The 16763-nt window shown below is 74.7% G+C and carries 14 protein-coding genes; 7 read left to right on the forward strand and 7 right to left on the reverse strand.

Annotated features, from left to right (window positions below):
- Positions 1 to 154 precede the first annotated feature (154 nt).
- Both ITX44_RS13930 and dapD read left to right on the forward strand, forming a co-directional pair.
- Positions 155 to 1969, forward strand: coding sequence for a DUF2264 domain-containing protein (locus ITX44_RS13930; RefSeq protein WP_205357472.1), 1815 nt, complete (start codon positions 155 to 157; stop codon positions 1967 to 1969).
- 446 nt (positions 1970 to 2415) lie between these two features.
- The gene (dapD, locus tag ITX44_RS13935) at positions 2416 to 3396 is read left to right on the forward strand and encodes a 2,3,4,5-tetrahydropyridine-2,6-dicarboxylate N-succinyltransferase (RefSeq protein WP_205357473.1); all 981 of its coding nucleotides are present in this window, start codon (positions 2416 to 2418) and stop codon (positions 3394 to 3396) included.
- 78 nt (positions 3397 to 3474) lie between these two features.
- On the opposite strand, the gene ITX44_RS13940 is transcribed toward dapD, so the two are convergent.
- Positions 3475 to 4089: a pyridoxamine 5'-phosphate oxidase family protein gene (locus tag ITX44_RS13940; RefSeq protein ID WP_205357474.1), complete on the reverse strand. Its 615-nt coding sequence runs from the start codon at positions 4087 to 4089 to the stop codon at positions 3475 to 3477.
- 180 nt (positions 4090 to 4269) lie between these two features.
- Between ITX44_RS13940 and ITX44_RS13945 the strand changes: the two genes are divergently transcribed.
- From ITX44_RS13945 to ITX44_RS13955, 3 genes are all read left to right on the forward strand, one after another.
- Positions 4270 to 4464, forward strand: a complete 195-nt coding sequence (locus tag ITX44_RS13945; protein ID WP_205357475.1) for a hypothetical protein — start codon at positions 4270 to 4272, stop codon at positions 4462 to 4464.
- Positions 4465 to 4733: 269 nt separating this feature from the next.
- A complete protein-coding gene (locus ITX44_RS13950; protein WP_205357476.1) occupies positions 4734 to 6251 on the forward strand; it encodes a hypothetical protein in 1518 nt (505 codons plus the stop codon).
- Between the two features lie 651 nt (positions 6252 to 6902).
- On the forward strand, positions 6903 to 8357 hold the full coding sequence (locus ITX44_RS13955; RefSeq protein WP_205357477.1) for an alkaline phosphatase PhoX: 1455 nt from the start codon (positions 6903 to 6905) through the stop codon (positions 8355 to 8357).
- Positions 8358 to 8429: 72 nt separating this feature from the next.
- Here ITX44_RS13955 and ITX44_RS13960 read toward each other — a convergent pair whose 3' ends face one another.
- A complete protein-coding gene (locus tag ITX44_RS13960; protein WP_205357478.1) occupies positions 8430 to 9656 on the reverse strand; it encodes a TerD family protein in 1227 nt (408 codons plus the stop codon).
- 383 nt (positions 9657 to 10039) lie between these two features.
- Complete coding sequence (locus ITX44_RS13965; RefSeq protein WP_205357479.1) at positions 10040 to 10849, reverse strand: NAD-dependent epimerase/dehydratase family protein; 810 nt, start codon at positions 10847 to 10849, stop codon at positions 10040 to 10042.
- A 221-nt stretch (positions 10850 to 11070) separates the two neighbouring features.
- Here ITX44_RS13965 and ITX44_RS13970 point away from each other — a divergent pair, with 221 nt between their 5' ends.
- Positions 11071 to 12003: a 5-dehydro-4-deoxyglucarate dehydratase gene (locus ITX44_RS13970; protein ID WP_205357480.1), complete on the forward strand. Its 933-nt coding sequence runs from the start codon at positions 11071 to 11073 to the stop codon at positions 12001 to 12003.
- A gap of 17 nt (positions 12004 to 12020) precedes the next feature.
- On the forward strand, positions 12021 to 13199 hold the full coding sequence (locus ITX44_RS13975) for a hypothetical protein (RefSeq protein ID WP_205357481.1): 1179 nt from the start codon (positions 12021 to 12023) through the stop codon (positions 13197 to 13199).
- Positions 13200 to 13397: 198 nt separating this feature from the next.
- On the opposite strand, the gene ITX44_RS13980 is transcribed toward ITX44_RS13975, so the two are convergent.
- The 4 genes from ITX44_RS13980 to ITX44_RS13995 all read right to left on the reverse strand — a co-directional run bounded on the left by ITX44_RS13980 (position 13398) and on the right by ITX44_RS13995 (position 16755).
- A complete protein-coding gene (locus ITX44_RS13980; RefSeq protein WP_205357482.1) occupies positions 13398 to 14291 on the reverse strand; it encodes a hypothetical protein in 894 nt (297 codons plus the stop codon).
- Entirely contained in the window at positions 14291 to 14953 is a 663-nt protein-coding gene (locus ITX44_RS13985; RefSeq protein WP_205357595.1) for a SigE family RNA polymerase sigma factor, read from the reverse strand. The genes ITX44_RS13980 and ITX44_RS13985 overlap by 1 nt, the downstream gene beginning before the upstream one ends.
- 104 nt (positions 14954 to 15057) lie before the next feature.
- Positions 15058 to 15930 (reverse strand): class I SAM-dependent methyltransferase, encoded by an 873-nt coding sequence (locus tag ITX44_RS13990; protein WP_205357483.1) that lies wholly within the window; start codon positions 15928 to 15930, stop codon positions 15058 to 15060.
- Between the two features lie 54 nt (positions 15931 to 15984).
- Complete coding sequence (locus tag ITX44_RS13995) at positions 15985 to 16755, reverse strand: IclR family transcriptional regulator (RefSeq protein ID WP_205357484.1); 771 nt, start codon at positions 16753 to 16755, stop codon at positions 15985 to 15987.
- Positions 16756 to 16763 lie beyond the last annotated feature (8 nt).

The following is a 16763-nucleotide window of genomic DNA, read 5'->3' on the forward strand; positions in this document are numbered from 1 at the left end:
GGCGCCCGCGCCTGGTGGGACGACCGGACCCGGCCGCCGCGACCACCCTCTCGGGGGGCCCACCGGCCGGTACGGTCCCCGGCACGACCCGTTGACCAGCATCGATCGGGGTTGCGAAAATTGTCGCAACTTCGAGCCGGGAGGACGGCGGCCCATGACGGACGGCGGACAGGACGAGCGGGCCCGGCTTCAGGAGTACGTACGGGAGTTGACCGAGCCGGTCGTGCCGTACGCCAGTGCGGGCGGCGCGCGGATCCGGCTCGGCGTCAACATCGCGCACCACGACGACACCGCCGCCGACCTGGAGGGCTGGGCCCGGCCGCTGTGGGGACTGGCACCGCTGGCGGCCGGGGGCGGCGCGTTCGGCCACTGGGACGTGTGGGCCCGCGGCCTCGCGGCCGGCACCGACCCGGACCACCCGGAGTTCTGGGGCCGGCCCGCCCACATCGACCAGCGCCAGGTCGAGATGGCCGCGGTCGGCTTCGCCCTCGCCTTGGCCCCTGAGAAGTTGTGGGACCCGCTCACCGGCCGGGAACGCGACCGTGTCGGCGCCTGGCTGGCCGGCGCCCTGGACCGGGCCACCCCGCCCAACAACTGGAACTTCTTCCCGGTCATGATGAGCCTCGGCCTGGACCGGGTCGGCTACGCGCACGACCGCTCGGCCCGCACCGCCCGCCTGGACCGGCTGGAGGGCTACGCGCTGGCCGACGGCTGGTACGGCGACGGCGCCACCCCCCAGCGCGACTACTACATCCCCTGGGCCATGCAGTACTACGGCCTGATCTACGCCGCCCTGGCCGGTCCCGACGACCCCGCCCGGGCCGGCCGGTTCCGGGACCGCGCGGCCCGTTTCGCCGCCGACTTCCGGTACTGGTTCGCCGACGACGGCTCCGCGGTCCCCTTCGGCCGCAGCCTCACCTACCGCTTCGCCCAGGGCGCCTTCTGGGGCGCGTTGCCTTACGCGGGCGTGGACGCGATCCCGTACGGCCAGGTCAAGGGCCTGCTGCTGCGGCACCTGCGCTGGTGGCGGGAGCGGCGGGCGGCCACCGCGCCCGACGGGCTGCTGACCATCGGCTACGGCTACCCGCAGCCCGCGGTCGCCGAGCAGTACAACGGGCCGGGCTCGCCGTATTGGGCGATGAAGGCGTTCCTGCCGCTCGCGCTGCCGGCCGGGCACCCCTTCTGGACCGTGCCCGAGACGGACGCGGCCGGCACCCCCGCGCAGCCGGTCAGTGCCCAGCCCCCGGCCGGCGCGGTGCTGATGCGCTCGGGCGACGGCGATGTGACGCTGCTCAGCGGGCTCCAGCACAACACCTGGGCGCGCGGCGGCGCGGCGAAGTACGCCAAGTTCGCCTATTCCACCCGCTTCGGCTTCAGCCTGCCCGCCGGTGAACTCGGCCTGCTCCAGGGCGCGTACGACTCGATGCTCGCGCTCAGCGACGACCCCGGGGAGGAGCCGGTGCGGTTCCGGGCGCGCACCGAGCAGGAGGACCCGGCGGTGCCGGACGACGCCACCGTACGCAGCACCTGGCGGCCGTGGCCGGACGTCGAGGTCACCACCTGGCTGACCGCGGCGCCGCCCTGGCACCTGCGCACCCACCGGATCCGTACCGGACGGGCCCTGCACACCGCAGAGGCCGGCTTCGCCGTGGACCGGGACATGCCCGACGACGTGCCGGCCGACGGGCCCGCCGCGGTCCGGCTCGCCGAGGCCGGCCTGGCCCTGGCGGTCACCGCGGACGGCGACCTCAGCGGCATACGGGACCTGGCCGCGGGCGGCGCCGCCCCGCGCGACGGCCGGGTGCTCGAACCCCTGCCCGGCACGAACGTCCTGCGCCGCCGCACCCTGCTGCCCACCCTGACCGGCCGCCTCACCCCGGGCGAGCACTGGCTGCGCTCGGCGGTGCTCGGCGCCGGCCCGGCCGACGCCGGGGCGTGGGAGGAGCAGCCGCCCGAGCCACGCCACTGAGCGGCGTCCGCCGGGGAGGCCGTACGGGCTGGGCGTGCCGGGACTGCCGGGGGCGGCTTGTCCGCGGTCGCCGGCCGGGACCGGCGCGGGCCCCCCGCGGGTCGGGCCGTGGACACCGGGTCGCGTGGGGGGCCGTTCCTCGGACTGCCGGCCCGCGGCCGCCGGCAGAGGAACGAGCCCGCCGGGACCCCGCCGGGACCGGGTCGGCCGCCCCTTGCGGGCCGCGCCGAGGGCATCGGGTCGCGTGGGGGGCCGTTCCTTGGACCGCCGGCCCGCGGCCGCCGGCCGGCTGAGCGAGCAGGCCGGTGTTCGGCCGCCGTCCCGACCGGCCCGCGGACTTCCGGGTGCGGGCCGCGCGGCGGCCGTTCCCGGCCTCCGGTCCTACCGCCGTACCGCTCCTCGGTACGGGAACGCCGGGCCGCGACCGTCCGTGTAGCGTGAACCGCATGAACGACTTCCGCCCCACCGGTGCCCTCGCCCATGGGCTGGCCACCGTCGCCGACGACGGCACCGTCCTCGACACCTGGTACCCCGCCCCCGAACTGGCCGCGGAACCGGGCCCCGCGGGCACCGAGCGGCTCACGCCGGAGCAGGCCGCGGAAGCCCTCGGTGCCGCCGCCCCCAAGGCGCTCGGCCCCGACCCGCGGCGCGGTGTGCAGGTGGTCGCGGTGCGTACCGTCATCTCCTCGCTGGACGAGAAGCCGCTGGACACGTACGACGTCTACCTGCGGCTGCACCTGCTCAGCCACCGCCTGGTCCGCCCCAACGGCCTCAACCTGGACGGCGTGTTCGGCCTGCTGGCCAATGTCGCCTGGACCTCGATCGGCCCGGTCCCGGTCGGCTCGCTGGAGGCGGCCCGGCTCGCCGCCCGCGCCGAGGGGCAGCACCTGGCGGTGTACGGCGTGGACAAGTTCCCGCGCATGACCGACTACGTGGCGCCGGCCGGGGTCCGGATCGCCGACGCCGACCGGGTCCGGCTCGGCGCGCACCTGGCCGCGGGCACCACCGTCATGCACGAGGGCTTCTGCAACTTCAACGCCGGCACGCTCGGCAACTCCATGGTCGAGGGCCGCATCTCGCAGGGCGTGATCGTCGGTGACGGCACCGACATCGGCGGGGGCGCGTCCATCATGGGCACCCTGTCCGGCGGCGGCACCCAGATCGTCTCCATCGGCGAGCGGTGCCTGCTCGGCGCCGAATCGGGCCTGGGCATCGCGCTCGGCGACGACTGCGTGATCGAGGCCGGCCTGTACGTGACCGCCGGCACCCGGGTCACCCTGCCCGACGGGAACATCGTCAAGGCGGTCCAGCTCTCCGGCGCGAGCAACCTCCTCTTCCGCCGCAACTCCACCACCGGCACCGTCGAGGTGCTGTCCCGCAAGGGTTCCTGGGGCGGCCTCAACGAGGCGCTGCACGCCAACGACTGAGGCGGGCACGGACACCGCGTCCCCGGGGACGGTTTCCGGGGACGCGGTGGTCCGGCGGTCCCGGCCCTCTCAGCCGTCTCAGCCGTAGAGATTGGCGCCGTACGACGGCCCGTAGTAGGCCTCCAGCTCCTCCAGCGGCTGTTCCTTGCGCTCATGGGCGTGGGCGATGCGGGCCCGGGAGGGCGCCGCGTCAGGCTGCCAGGAGTCGGGCTTCCACAGCGCGCTGCGCAGGAACGCCTTGGAGCAGTGGTAGAAGACCTCGTCGATCTCGACCAGCAGCGCCAGCGCCGGGCGGTGGCCCTTGACGGTCATCCGGTCGAAGAAGTCCGCGTCCCGCAGCAGCCGGGCCCGGCCGTTGATCCGCAGGGTGTCGCCGCGCCCGGGCACCAGGAACAGCAGCCCGACGTGCGGGTTGGCCAGGATGTTGCGGAAGCCGTCCGCGCGGCGGTTGCCCGGACGTTCCGGCAGCGCGATCGTGCGCTCGTCCAGCACCAGCGCGAAGCCGGGCGGGTCGCCCTTCGGTGACACGTCGCAGGAACCGTCCGCCCCCGCGGTCGACACCGCGCAGAACGGCGCCGCGGCCAGGAACTCCCGGTCCAGCGCTTCCAGTTCGCGCCGCACCTTGCCCGCGTCGCGCGGATGCGGCTCGCCGACCAGTTCGCGCAACTCGGCCTCGGTCGTGATCTCCCGCATGCGCGGCCCCCCGTCGCAGTTCCCCTCGCGTCCCGGACGTCGTCCCGTACGCCCTGTCCCGTACGCGGCCGTGTCCCGTACGTATCCATGACTGTACGGCGTCAGGCCCGTCACGGCCGCGTGCCCGCACGCAATCACGTTCCCTTTTCGTACACACTGCCGGACCGCCCGGGCGGTGCCATGCTGGGCGAAAGGGGATCAAAAGGGGGGTACGGCCATGCGGGACGTGGCCTGCCCTCCGGCGGCGCCGTCCGGGTCTCCCTCGGCCTGGCCACGAACGCCGCCGACATCGCCGCCTTCCTCGACTTCGTCACCACCGCCTACCGGGACCGGTTGCCCGATCCGGTGGGCCTGGAGCCGCGTATGGTCTGCTGACACCCGGTCCGTCATGTCTTCGCCACACGACGCACTGACCTCGGCATTCGCCCCCTTTCGCGGCACATTCCGCCGCGGCGGGGCCGCCCCGGGGCCCGGGGACACGCCGGACAGGCAATACGCTGATAGCGCGCGTCCGCCGGACCCGGTGGCGGCCGGCCCGGTTCGCGGCATTCGTGGCGCTCCGGTCCGGGGAAACGCGCGCGCCCGACCCCGTACGCATCCGCTCATCCCCCCAGCACGTCCTCACGCCGAATGGGAGCCCGTCCATGTCCGCAAGTCCTCTCGTCCTGCCGCCGGTGCGGCTGCTCCCGGCGGACGACCTGGCGCGACTGGCGCTGGCCGCCCCGCTGCTCGACCGGGCGCTGCGGCTGACCAGATGGGCGGCGCCGCACCGCGCGGTGGACGCCGCCGGGGAACTGCTCGACGCCGATCTGGTGCTGGCCGCCGAGGAACTCGGCCTGCCCACCGGCGAGGACGAGGACGGCCTCGCGGACGCCGCGCAGGCCTGGGGGGCGGCCGTGGACACCGGGCTGCTCGTGCTGCGGATCGACGAGGACGCCGAGGACACCACGCCGGCCGGCGAGGCGGCGGGGCGGGCCGAGCCAGGCGAGGCGTACGAGCGGATCACCGCCGGCGATCCGGCCGAGGTGCTGGACATCTGGCTCGTCACGGCCGAGTCCGCGCTCGCCGAGGCCGCCTCCCCGGACTACGAGAGCCTGCGCGCCACGCTCGGCGACGAGGACCAGCTGATGCTGGACGAGATGGAGTGGGACCCGGACGAGGAGGCGGAGTTCCTGGACACCGCGCTCGCCAACCTCTACGCGCTGACCGCCATGGACGACGGCAGCGGCGCCGGGGACGGCTCGCCCGCCGGGACCGTGCCGCTGCCGGTGCTGGCCGCGTCGCTGGTCGTGCCCGACGACGTGGAGCAGCCCAGCGACGCGGTCCTGGAGGAGGTCACCGAGGTGATGCTGCGCCTCGACGACCACTTCCGGCTGATCGCGCCCACCGGGCTGCTGGACTACCGGCCGGTGGACGAGGCGCTGATCGAGGACGACGACGCCGTGCCGGACCTGCCGGCCGGGGAGGACCTGGACCCCGCGGAGATCGCCCGCTACGGCCTGGTCCGGCTCACGCCGCTGGGCCTGCACGGGATGCGCGAGCGGCTGATCGACGCGGGGGCGCACGCGCCGGCCCTCGGTGACCTGGCCGCCGGGCCGGGCGGTGAGCTGCTCGACGCGCTGGTCGGCTACCCCGAGCACTCCGCCCGGGCCGAGGCCGAGATGTGGCTGGCCGCGCGCAAGCCCGCGGAGGCGGCGCGTGAGCTGCTCGCCGCCGGCCGCGGTGACGACGCCGCCGCCCCGCGGCGCCGTCTCATCTGCCAGCAGGCCCTCACCCTTCTCGGCGCCGAGGCCGAGCCCGCGGTCCGTGACGTCCTCGACGACCGGCAGCTCGGCGGCCTCGCCCGGGTCTGGCTCACCGAGATCGGCTCCGCCGATGTCCCCGCCCCCGACCAGGACATGGTCTTCTGGCTCACCATCGACACCCTCGCCGCACAGCTCGCCGCCGACGAGGACCAGGAAGAGGCCGAGGCCTTCGCCGACCTCGTCCGTGATCTCGTGGCCCGCCACGAGGGCTTCTTCGAGATCGCCTGGCGTATCGACCACCCCGCCACCGCCGACGTCCTCGAGGCGATGGGCCGCCTCCACCCCGACCGCAAAGCGGCCAAGGACGCCCGCAAGGCCGCCTTCAAGGCCCGCTCCCGGGATGGCCTGACCGACTGACGCACGGTTCACCTCTTCCGGCGCACGGGCCGGACCCGCACCCATCGCCCGGCGGCGGGCGGTTACCCCGTGTGGGCTGTTCGGTGCCGCCGGTCCGCGTCGTTGTGGCTGGTCGTCGTTGCGGCGGTTTGGGGGGCCTGTCGGCCCCCCGGCCCCCGTCGGGGTCTGCGGCCCTGGTCCCGCCTGATTCGGACCAGGCGCCGGGCTCCTTGCGTCGCTACGCCTCCAGCCCTGCGCTTCCGCTGCCTGTGCTTTCCGGCGCCGGCTTGCTCAGTGTGGGGTCAGGCATTGCGGCCGATTCGGCACTGTCGGGGGCTGCGGGCCCCCGCACTCCTGTCGAGGCTTGCGGCCCCCGGTGCCGCCTGCTCCGGGCAGGGGCGGACTCCTCGCGCCCGCCTCACACCCGTGCGCCCACGCCACCGCTCCCGGATCTGTTCCCCGCTCGCCGGCAGGCGGTTGGCCGGGGCGCAGCCGCATCAAGGGCCCCAGCTCCGCCCAACTGAACCTTACTTGGCTTGTCCTTTGCGAATTATTGGGTTGATACGGGGGTGGCCGCCCAACGGACGTGCGGAGTTCACCCGGGGTTCGCCGGAGGCAAGGAGCGTTGCCGCCGGAGGGTGTGGGGTCAGCGTGAGGGGAAGGGGAGCCGTCGTGGCGCTCAGCCGGAGGGACTTCGTGCAGCGTTCTGCGGTGGCCGGGGCGGGAGTGGTCCTGGTGGGGGCCGTGGACGTGCTGGCCACGGCGCCGGGGGCGCTCGCCGCCGATGAACGGGGGGACGGCGAGGGAGTGCGGGCCGGGTACGGGCCGCTGGTCGAGGACCCGGCGGGGCTCCTCGCGCTGCCGGCCGGCTTCTCGTACCGGGTCGTGACCCGTACCGGGGTGACGTCGCTGGTCAGCGGGGAGTCGACGCCGTCGAACCACGACGGGACCGCCGCCTTCGAGGGGGAGCGCGGCGCCACTGTGCTGGTCAACAACCACGAGCTGGGCGGGCCGCGCGCCTCGTGGCCGTATCCGGTGCCGCTCGCCGAGGGGCTCGTGTACGACCCGGCGGCGTCCGGCGGCTGCACCGTGGTGGAGCTGCCCCGGCACTGGCCGGAGGGCGGCCCGGTCACCGAGCGGGTCGCAATCGCCGGCACGTCGACCAACTGCGCGGGCGGCACGACCCCGTGGGGCACCTGGCTGACCTGCGAGGAGACCGAGGACCGGGCCGGCGTCAACGGCATGACCAAGGACCACGGCTACGTCTTCGAGGTCGACCCGCGCGAGCACACGCCGCGGCACGCCCCGCAGCCGGTCAAGGCGCTGGGCCGGTACCCGCACGAGGCCGTCGTGGTCGACCCCGGGCGCGGCCACTTCTACCTCACCGAGGACGCCGCGAACCCCAACGGCCTGCTCTACCGCTGGACCCCGCCGGCCGGCTTCCGCCCCGGCCGCGGGCAGCTCGCCGAACTCGCCCCGGACGCAGGCATGCTCCAGGCGTTCCGCTGCTTCGACTCCGGCGGCCGCTTCGTGGACGACCTGTCCCGCGCCACCCGCATCGGCACGGTCTACGGCGTGGACTGGATCGAGGTGCCCGACCGGGACGCGCGCCAGACCTCGGTCCGCAAGCAGTTCGCGGCGGGCCAGGTCACCCGGGCGCGCAAGCTGGAGGGCATGTGGTGGGCGGACGGGGGCGCGTACATCGTCTCCTCCTACGCCCGCGCGGAGAGCCCGGCGCAGCACGACGGCGCCGTCTGGTTCTACAACCCCTCGCGGCGCACCCTCACCCTGAAGCTGCTGCTCGGCGTCAACACCACGCCCGCCGCGGACGGCCCGGACGGCCCCTTCGACGGCCCGGACAACATCACCGTCTCGCCCTACGGCGGCCTGATCGTCGCCGAGGACGGCGAGGGCGTCCAGCACCTGTTCGGCGCGCTGGAGGACGGCCGCACCTATCCGCTGGCCCGCAACGACCTCAACATCGGCACCGAACAGGCCCCGGAATACAGTGAGTTCACCGGCGTGACGTTCTCGCCCGACGGCCGTACGCTCTTCGCCAACATCCAGGTGCCGGGCATCATGCTCGCCATCACCGGCCCCTGGCGCAGGCAACCGGGAGACTGCTGACCACACTCCCGGTACGAGACGGCCGCCCCGGACATGCGGACCCGGGGCGGCCGTCCTCGCTCACCGTCCTGCTTACAGCGCCTGCGCGCCCGGCTTGACCATGCCCTTGGCGGTGCGGGAGTCCACGAACTCGCCGAGCGCGGTCATCTCCCACTCGCCGGAGTACTGCCGGACCAGTTTGGCCATCAGGACCCCGGTGCGGGCCTCGCCGTGGGTGAGGTCGAAGCGGACCAGTTCCTCGCCGCTGGTGGCGTCCAGCAGCCGGCAGTACGCCTTGGCGACCTTGTTGAACTTCTGCCCGGAATAGGAGTTGACCGTGAAGACCAGGCCGGTGACCTCCGGCGGCAGGCCGCCCAGGTGGACGGTGATCGCCTCGTCGTCGCCCGAGCCCTGGCCGGTCAGGTTGTCCCCGGAGTGCTGGATCGCGCCGTTCAGCACCATCAGCCGGCCGAAGTAGCAGGTCGCGAGGTGGCCGCGGTCCGGGCCGTACGCGATCACCGAAGCGTCCAGGTCGATCGCCCGGCCGCCGAACGCCGGCTCCCAGCCCAGGCCCATCCGTACCGAGGACAGCAGCGGCTTGCCCGCCTTGACCAGCGAGACCGTCTCGTTCTTGCGCAGGTTGACCCGGCCCTTGTCCAGGTTGATCCGGCCGGGGGCCGAGGGCGCCGCGGGGGGTGCGGGCGGCGCCGGCGGAGCTGCCGGTACGGGCGGGGCGGCCTGGGGCGGCGGCGGAAGGTGCGTGGCGGCCGGGCCGGACGGCGGCGGGGCCGCGGTCACAGGGGCCGTCGGCGCGGTGGTGGGGGCGGCGGGTTCGTCCACGCTCACCCCGAAGTCGGTGGCGATGCCGGCCAGACCGTTGGCGTACCCCTGCCCGATGGCGCGCAGCTTCCAGGCGCCGCCCCGGCGGTAGACCTCCACGACCACCAGCGCGGTCTCCGGGCCGAGCCCGGTCGGCTCGAAGGTGGCGATCACCTGGCCGTCGTCGGTCCCGCGGACGGTGGCCGTCGGGGTCGTACCGGCGAACGCCCCGCCGCCGTCGATGCTCGCCGTCACCACGATCTTCTCGATCCCGGCCGGCACGGCGGCGGTGTCCACCACGATCGCGTCCGGGGCCGAACCGCCGCCCGGGCGGTGCGTCACCCCGGGGCCCTGCGGCTGGTTGTAGAAGACGAAGTCGTCGTCCGAGCGCACCTTGCCGTCAGCGGTGAGGAGCAGGCCCGAGACATCCAGCCGCGCGGGTGCGGCGACCTCCACCGTCACACGGGCGAACGGCAGGGGCACATTCGAGCCAGGCGTCATTGCGGTCATGTTCCACGTAACGACCGGCCTGGCTTTGCGGTTCCATTACCCGTGCCGTCTCCCCGGCTTGGGCGAGCGATCCTGGGCGCTTGGCCGGTTTGTGACCCTCGCCCGGGGTGCGGGCCGACCCCTTCCGGCCGGTTCGGCACCGCCGCCCCCCGCCATCGTGGCTGATCACCGCTGCGGCGGGTTCGGGGGGCCCGTCGGCCCCCCACGCCCCCTGGCCTCCCCGGCAGGCACCGGGGGCCTGCGGCCCCCGAGCCCCCGGGCTCACCGCCGCCGGGCGGCGCCGGGGCCTGCGGCCCCACGCTTCCGCGGCGGTTCTGGGGGGCCTGCGGCCCCCAGCGCCCCCGCACCCCAAGCCCGGCGAACCCGCACGAAAATCAGTACGGCCACTCCGGGGGCTCCGTGCAGAAAGCCCCGCCCAGGTTCGCGTGGGACGGGTCGGAAGGGTCGAGGTCGCCCTGTTCCGAGAGGAGGCGCGCGGCGAAGGGTTCGGAGTCGTCCTGGGGGGAGTAGCCGAGGGCACGGGCGGGGGTGAGGTCCCACCAGAGGCGGGTGTTGGCGGAGGAGCCGTAGACGACGGTGTGGCCGGAGACGGGGGCGGTGAGGGCGGCGTGGAAGAGGCGGGCGCCGTCGGCGGGGGAGAGCCAGACGGAGAGCATGCGGACGGTGGTGGGCTCGGGGAAGCAGGAGCCGATCCGGACGGAGACCGTGTCGATGCCGTGCCGGTCGGCGTAGAGCTGCGCCAGGTCCTCCCCGAAGCATTTGGAGAGCCCGTAGAAGGTGTCGGGCCGGCGCGGGGTGGTGATCGGGATGAGGGGGTCGTCGCCCTGCGGCCGCGGGGTGTAGCCCACGGCGTGGTTGCTGGAGGCGAACACCACCCGCCGTACGCCTTCGGCGCGCGCGGCCTCGTAGAGGTTGTAGGTGCCTTCGATGTTGGCCCGCAGGATCTTGTCGAAGTTGGACTCCAGGGAGATCCCGGCCAGGTGCAGGATCGCGTCCACCCCGCGCACCGCCGCCCGCAGGGTCTGCGTGTCGGCGAGGTCCGCGGTGATCGCGTCCGGCGCGCCCTCGACCGGCCGCATGTCGAACAGCCGCAGGTCGTAGCCGTACGACGGGAGCAGTCCGCGCATCAGGGTGCCGAGCCCCCCGGCGGCGCCGGTGAGCAGGACGGTACGGGGAGCGGGCATGGCGGGGTCTCCTCGGTCGGCGGGCACGGGCGGACGGGCGGAGTCGAGTATATGCGTGGACGTGATTCATGGATGTGGACGCGAAGGCGGACATCGTGGCCCCCCGCCGACAAGCTGTTCGCTTGACCCGTGCCGCGCCTCTCGCCTAGCGTGGCAGCGTTCATGAATATGGACATCAATCATAAGAGCGCACATCCCGCGCTGGCGCAGAGGGGACCCCGATGACCTCACCCGCACTCGCCGACCGCCTCGACGGCCTGCTGTTCTTCCCGGTGACGGCCTTCGGCCCCGACGGCGGCCTCGACCTCGACGCCTTCCGCAGCCATGTGCGCGCGGGCGTGGACGCGGGCGCGGCGGCCGTCTTCGCCTGCTGCGGCACCGGTGAGTTCCACGCGCTGACCCGTGAGGAGTTCGGCGCCTGCGTACGCGCCGCGGTCGAGGCCGCCGACGGCCGGGTCCCGGTGGTCGCCGGCGCCGGCTACGGCACCGCCACCGCTGTGCAGTACGCCGCCGCGGCCGAACAGGCCGGCGCCGACGGCCTGCTGGCCATGCCGCCGTATCTGGTGGTGGCCGACCAGGAGGGCCTGCTGCGCCACTACACCGCGCTCGCCGCCGGCACCTCGCTGCCGGTCATCGTCTACCAGCGCGACAACGCCGTCTTCACCCCCGAGACCGTCGTCGAACTCGCCCGCGTGCCCGGCATCATCGGCCTCAAGGACGGTGTGGGCGACCTGGACCTGATGCAGCGCATCATCAGCGCGGTGCGCACCGAACTGCCCGGCGGCGACTTCCTGTACTTCAACGGCCTGCCCACCGCCGAACTCACCGGCCTGGCCTACCGCGGCATCGGCGTCACCCTCTACTCCTCGGCGGTGTACGCCTTTTCGCCGGAGATCGCGCTCGCCTTCCACAAGGCGCTCACCACCGGCGACGACGCCACCGTGAACCGGCTGCTCGACGGTTTCTACCGGCCGCTGGTCAACCTCCGCAACCAGGGCCGCGGTTACGCGGTCTCGCTGATCAAGGCGGGCGTACGGCTGCGCGGCACCGATGTCGGCGAGGTCCGCCCGCCGTTGTCCGAACCGGCGCCGGCGCACGTCAAGGAACTGGCCGAGCTGATCGAGCACGGCCTGTCCCTGCTCGGCGACCACTGACCGCCGGGCCGGCCGCCGTGCGCGCCTCCGCCTTCCTCTACCCCTGGGACGTCCTGGGGGACCCCGCCGCCGCGGACCGCGTCGCCGCACTCGGCGTCGAACAGGTCACCCTGGCCGCCGCTTACCACTCCACCCGGGCGCTGACCCCCCGTCACCCCCGCCACCGCGTGGTGACCGCGCCCTGTGCCGCCGTGTACTACCCGGTGGACGAGCGCCGTTGGCAGGACCGGCCGCTGCGCCCGCACCCGGCGGGCGACTGGGCCGAAGGCCCCGACCCGTACGGCGCCGCCGCCGCGGCGCTGCGGGCGGCCGGCCTGGACGTGCACACCTGGGTGGTGCTCGCCCACAACTCCCGCCTGGGCGCCGAGCATCCGGACACCAGCGTGGTCAACGCCCATGGCGACTGCTACCCCTGGGCGCCGTGCATCGCCCGGCCCGAAGTACGCGCCTACTTGGTGGACCTCGCGGTGGAGGCCGCGGTACGGCCCGGCGCGAGCGGCACCGAACTGGAGTCGCTGGGCTGGTACGGCCTGGCCCACCTGCACGCCCACGACAAGATCGGCGGAGTGCCGCTCGGCGACGCGGCGACGTATCTGATGTCGCTGTGCTTCTGCCCGGTCTGCCGGGCCGGTTACGCCGGGCTCGGCGCCGACCCGGACCAGGTGAGCGGGGCCGTGCGCGGCGCCCTGGCGCCGGTGTGGGCGGCCGGCGGCTCGGCCGAGGAGGGCGTGCCCGGCATCGAGAGGCTGCTCGGCCCGGAGCTGACCGCCCTCACCCTCGACTGGCGTACCGCCACCGCGCGTTCGCTCCAGGAGCAGGTGATCGCCGCGGTCCGGGCGGCGGCCCCGGCCGGCTTCCAGGTGCTGATGCACGCCGACCCGGCACCGTACCGCTGCGGCGCCAATGCCGGTGTGGACGCGGCGCACATCCTCGGCCACGCCGACGGCCTGGTGCTGCCCTGCACCGGCGGCCCGGCACAGCGCGAGGCCGTGCTGCGTCCGGCCGCCGAACACGCGGGCGCGGACACGGTGCTGGCCGCGAACTTCACGGTCGTGGCCGGCATGGGCGGCAGCCCCGGCACGCTCGCCGGGGACGCCGCCCACGCGGCCGCCCTGGGCGCGACCGAACTGCGCCTGTACCACGCCGGACTGGCGAGCGACACCGACCTGGAAACGGTGCGCGCGGCCCTGACCTGACCGGCGGTGCGGAAGGGCCGGGGAGCGGCGATCATGGGGGTACCGCCGCGCCCCGGGCCCGCCCGGCCGTGTGTCAGGAGCCGCGCGCACCCCCAAGTCGCCGCCGGGGCGGGGGAGGTTGCCGCGGTGAAGGGAATATTTCCGGGCCGTTGCCGGTGGGTCCAGACCCGGGGAGCCACCGGATGCCAACAGGTCCGGTCAGAAAGCGCCGTCGGCCACGCCCGCCGCCCCGTTCGGGCCGGTCCCGGCCACGGCGTAGTCGTCGCGGGCGGTGCTCCGCCGGCCGCCGGCGTGGTGGTACTGGCCGGCGAATGTGTACGTGCCCGGCTGAAGGGTCTGCCCCGGGTTCAGCGCCCAGCGGTAGACCAGGTAGCCGTTCTCGGTGGCCTGGGCGGCGGTGGTCTGCGACTGCGCCGACCCCGAGCAGAACTGCCCGGCGCTGCTCACGCCCGGGGTGAGCGCCACCCGCAGCTCGACCGTCAGACGGGTCAGCGGCTCGGTGACGGTCACCGTGACATCGTTCTCCGCCCAGTCGTAGCTCTGCCCGTTCACCGTGCCGGTCGCCGTGAGCGCGCCGGCCGACCCGGCCGGCGGGGCCTGCGGGGCGGTGGTGCCGGGCGTGGCGGACGGGCCGCCGCCGACCGGGGCCCGGCCGTCGGCGGGCGGAGCCGGGCTGTGGTGGGCGGCGGGGGAGTGCGGGCGGACGGTGTCCGGATGCCCGGAGGCGGAGGTCGCGGTGCCGGCGTGCGCGTGGGCGGTCGCCCGTCCGGGCGCGCCGGAAGCCGCTGCCGTGGGCGTCGTCGGCCGCGGGGAGGGCGCGCCGGTGGCGGTCACCGCGGACCGCTCCGGAGTGGCGGTCCCGCCGGTCGTGGTCACCGCGAGCGCGCCGACCCCGATCGCCCCGGCCACCGCCGCGGTCACCGCGGCCACCTTGGCCCAGGGCGCGGGGGGCCGGTCGCCGCGGCCCGGCCGCCGGCCGCCGGAGGGCGCGTCGGGTTCGGCCATGCCGCGCTCCACCCGGGCCAGCATGCGTTCCCGGTCCGGCCGGTGCGCGTCGGCCGCGGCCCGCAGCCGCTCCGGCAGTTCGGCCATCACACTCTCCGTCCCGTACGCGTACGGGCCTTGTCACCCGCTGCCGTACCGCCCCCGGCTGCACCGCCGCGGGCCCTGAGCAGCGCCCGCGGCACCGGGGACGCCGGGGCCGCCTCGCCCTGCGGGGTCAGCAGCCGTTCCAGCTCCGCGACTCCTCGCGACGTCTGGCTCTTCACCGTACCGACCGAGATTCCCAGCGCCTCGGCGGTGTCCCGTTCCGACAGGTCGAAGGCGTGCCGCAGCACCACGCAGGCCCGCTTGCGGAACGGCAGCCGCTGGAGCGCCTCGCGCAGGTCGAGGACGGCCGGCAGATCGGGGCCCTCCACCCGCTCCGGGCGCTGCGACCAGAACAGCGCCACCCGGCGGCGCTCGCGTACCGCGCTGCGGATCCGCGAGCGGGCCAGGTTGGCCACCACCCCGCGCGCATACGCCACCGGGTGCTCGGCGGCCATCACCCGGTCCCACCGCCGCCACAGCGCGACCAGCGCCTCCGCCGCCAGGTCGTCCGCGGCGTCCGCCTCACCGGTCAGCAGGTGGGCCAGCCGGGCGAGTTCCGCGTAGTGCCGCTCGAAGAACTCGTGGAACGCGGCGGCGGCCTGACCCGCGTCGTCCCCGGTGGACTTTCCGGCGTCGGCTTCCCCGGCTTCGACCGAAGTGCCCACGGTCACCTCTTCCTGCGTCCTCCCGCCACGCGGCGCGGCGAGATCGTAGCAGTGCGTAGCCACCGTGGGCAGAGGTCGGGACGGATTCCGCGCCGGGCCGCCGGTCAGGGCAGGCGCACGCAGCGCTGGACGCGGGTGACGAGCCGGAGGTCGAAGGTCCCCCGCGCGGTCTCCGGGCGGGACAGCAGGTAGTCGCGGACCTGCCCGAGCAGGTCGGCCCGGTCGGCCGGGTCCAGGATGAGGACGTGGGAGTGGGTGGCGACCGTGGCGATCAGGGACTCGACGGTACGCGGCTGGAGGTGCGGGAAGTCCGCGCGTTCGACCGTGGTGTAGGCCGGGTGCTGCTGGATGCCCCGCTGCGGGGACCAGTCGATGAACGACACGCGGCTCGCGGCCACCTTGCCGAGCCCGGCGATCCACTCCACCCGGTCGTCGTCGGTGTTCCACAGCGCGGCCAGCGAACCGCCGGGCCGCAGTACCCGGGCGATCTCCGGCAGCGCCCGCGACTGGTCGAACCAGTGGAACGCCTGCCCCACGACCACCGCGTCCACCGAGCCGTCCGGCAGCGGTATCTCCTCCGCGCCCCCGGCCAGCGCGGTGACCGCCGGCAGGCCCGCGGTCAGCGCGGCGCGCATCTGCGGGTCCGGCTCCACCGCGGTCACCCGGTGGCCGAGCGCCAGCAGGCCGGCGCTGAGCTTGCCGGTGCCGGCGCCCAGGTCCAGCACGTGCAGCGGCGCGTCCGGGACCCGGCCCGGCGCGGCGAGCGCGGGCTCCAGCGCCCAGCGCAGCCCGGCCTCGGGGTAGTCGGGGCGGTGCTCGTCGTACGCGGCGGCCACGCCGCCGAAGGAGGAGGCGCGCCGGGCGAACGTCTCGCGGTCGTCGGCGGGGCGGGGGGCTGCGTCCAGGCCGTCGGCGTCCAGTCCGTCGTCCCGGCTGTCTTCCCGGGCGGCTTCGTGCGCGGATTCATGGGTGGTCATACCACCGACCCTACGCAGCCGGCCTGTGCGCGAGGAGAGGCCCGGACGGCCTGCTCACAGGCGCCGCGTCGCCAGCAGCAGCCGGTCACGGGCGTCGAACAGCGTGTCCTTGATCATCTGCTCGTGGTCCGGGGTGAGCCGAGCCACCGGCACCGAGCAGCTCACCGCGTCGCGCGCGGGCGTGCGGTACGGGACCGCGACGCCGAAGCAGCGCAAGCCCAGGGTGTTCTCCTCGCGGTCCACCGCGTACCCCTGCTCGCGGATCCGGCCCAGTTCCTCGATCAGCTTCTCCCGGTCGGTGTGGGTGTGCTCGGTGAGCGGCTCCAGGGTCTCCGGCAGTAGTTTGCGTACCTGCTCGTCGGTGTACGTGGCCAGGATCGCCTTGCCCAGCGAGGTCGAGTGGGCCGGCAGCCGGCGGCCGACCCGGGTGAAGGGCCGCAGGTAGTGCTGCGACTGCCGGGTGGCCAGGTACACCACGCTGGTGCCGTCCAGCCGGGCCAGGTGGATGGTCTCGCTGGTGTCGTCCGACAGCCGGTCCAGCGTCGGCCGGGCGGCGGCCACCACCTCGTCCCCGTCGATGTACGAGGTGCCCACCAGCAGCGCCCGCACCCCGATCCCGTAGCGTGTACCGGTCGCGTCGGTCTCGATCCAGCCCAGGTCGACCAGGGTGCGTAGCAGCATGTACAGGCTGGACTTGGGGTAGCCGAGCGATTCCTGGACCGCGGCCAGGCTGTGCATGCCGGGGCTGCCGGCGAAGAACTCCAGCAGTTCCACCGTGCGGACCGCGGACTTGACCTGGGAACCGGCTCCCTCGGCAGCAGCCATCGCGTCAG

This window comes from Actinacidiphila acididurans (assembly GCF_016918855.1).
Taxonomy (GTDB): domain Bacteria; phylum Actinomycetota; class Actinomycetes; order Streptomycetales; family Streptomycetaceae; genus Actinacidiphila; species Actinacidiphila acididurans.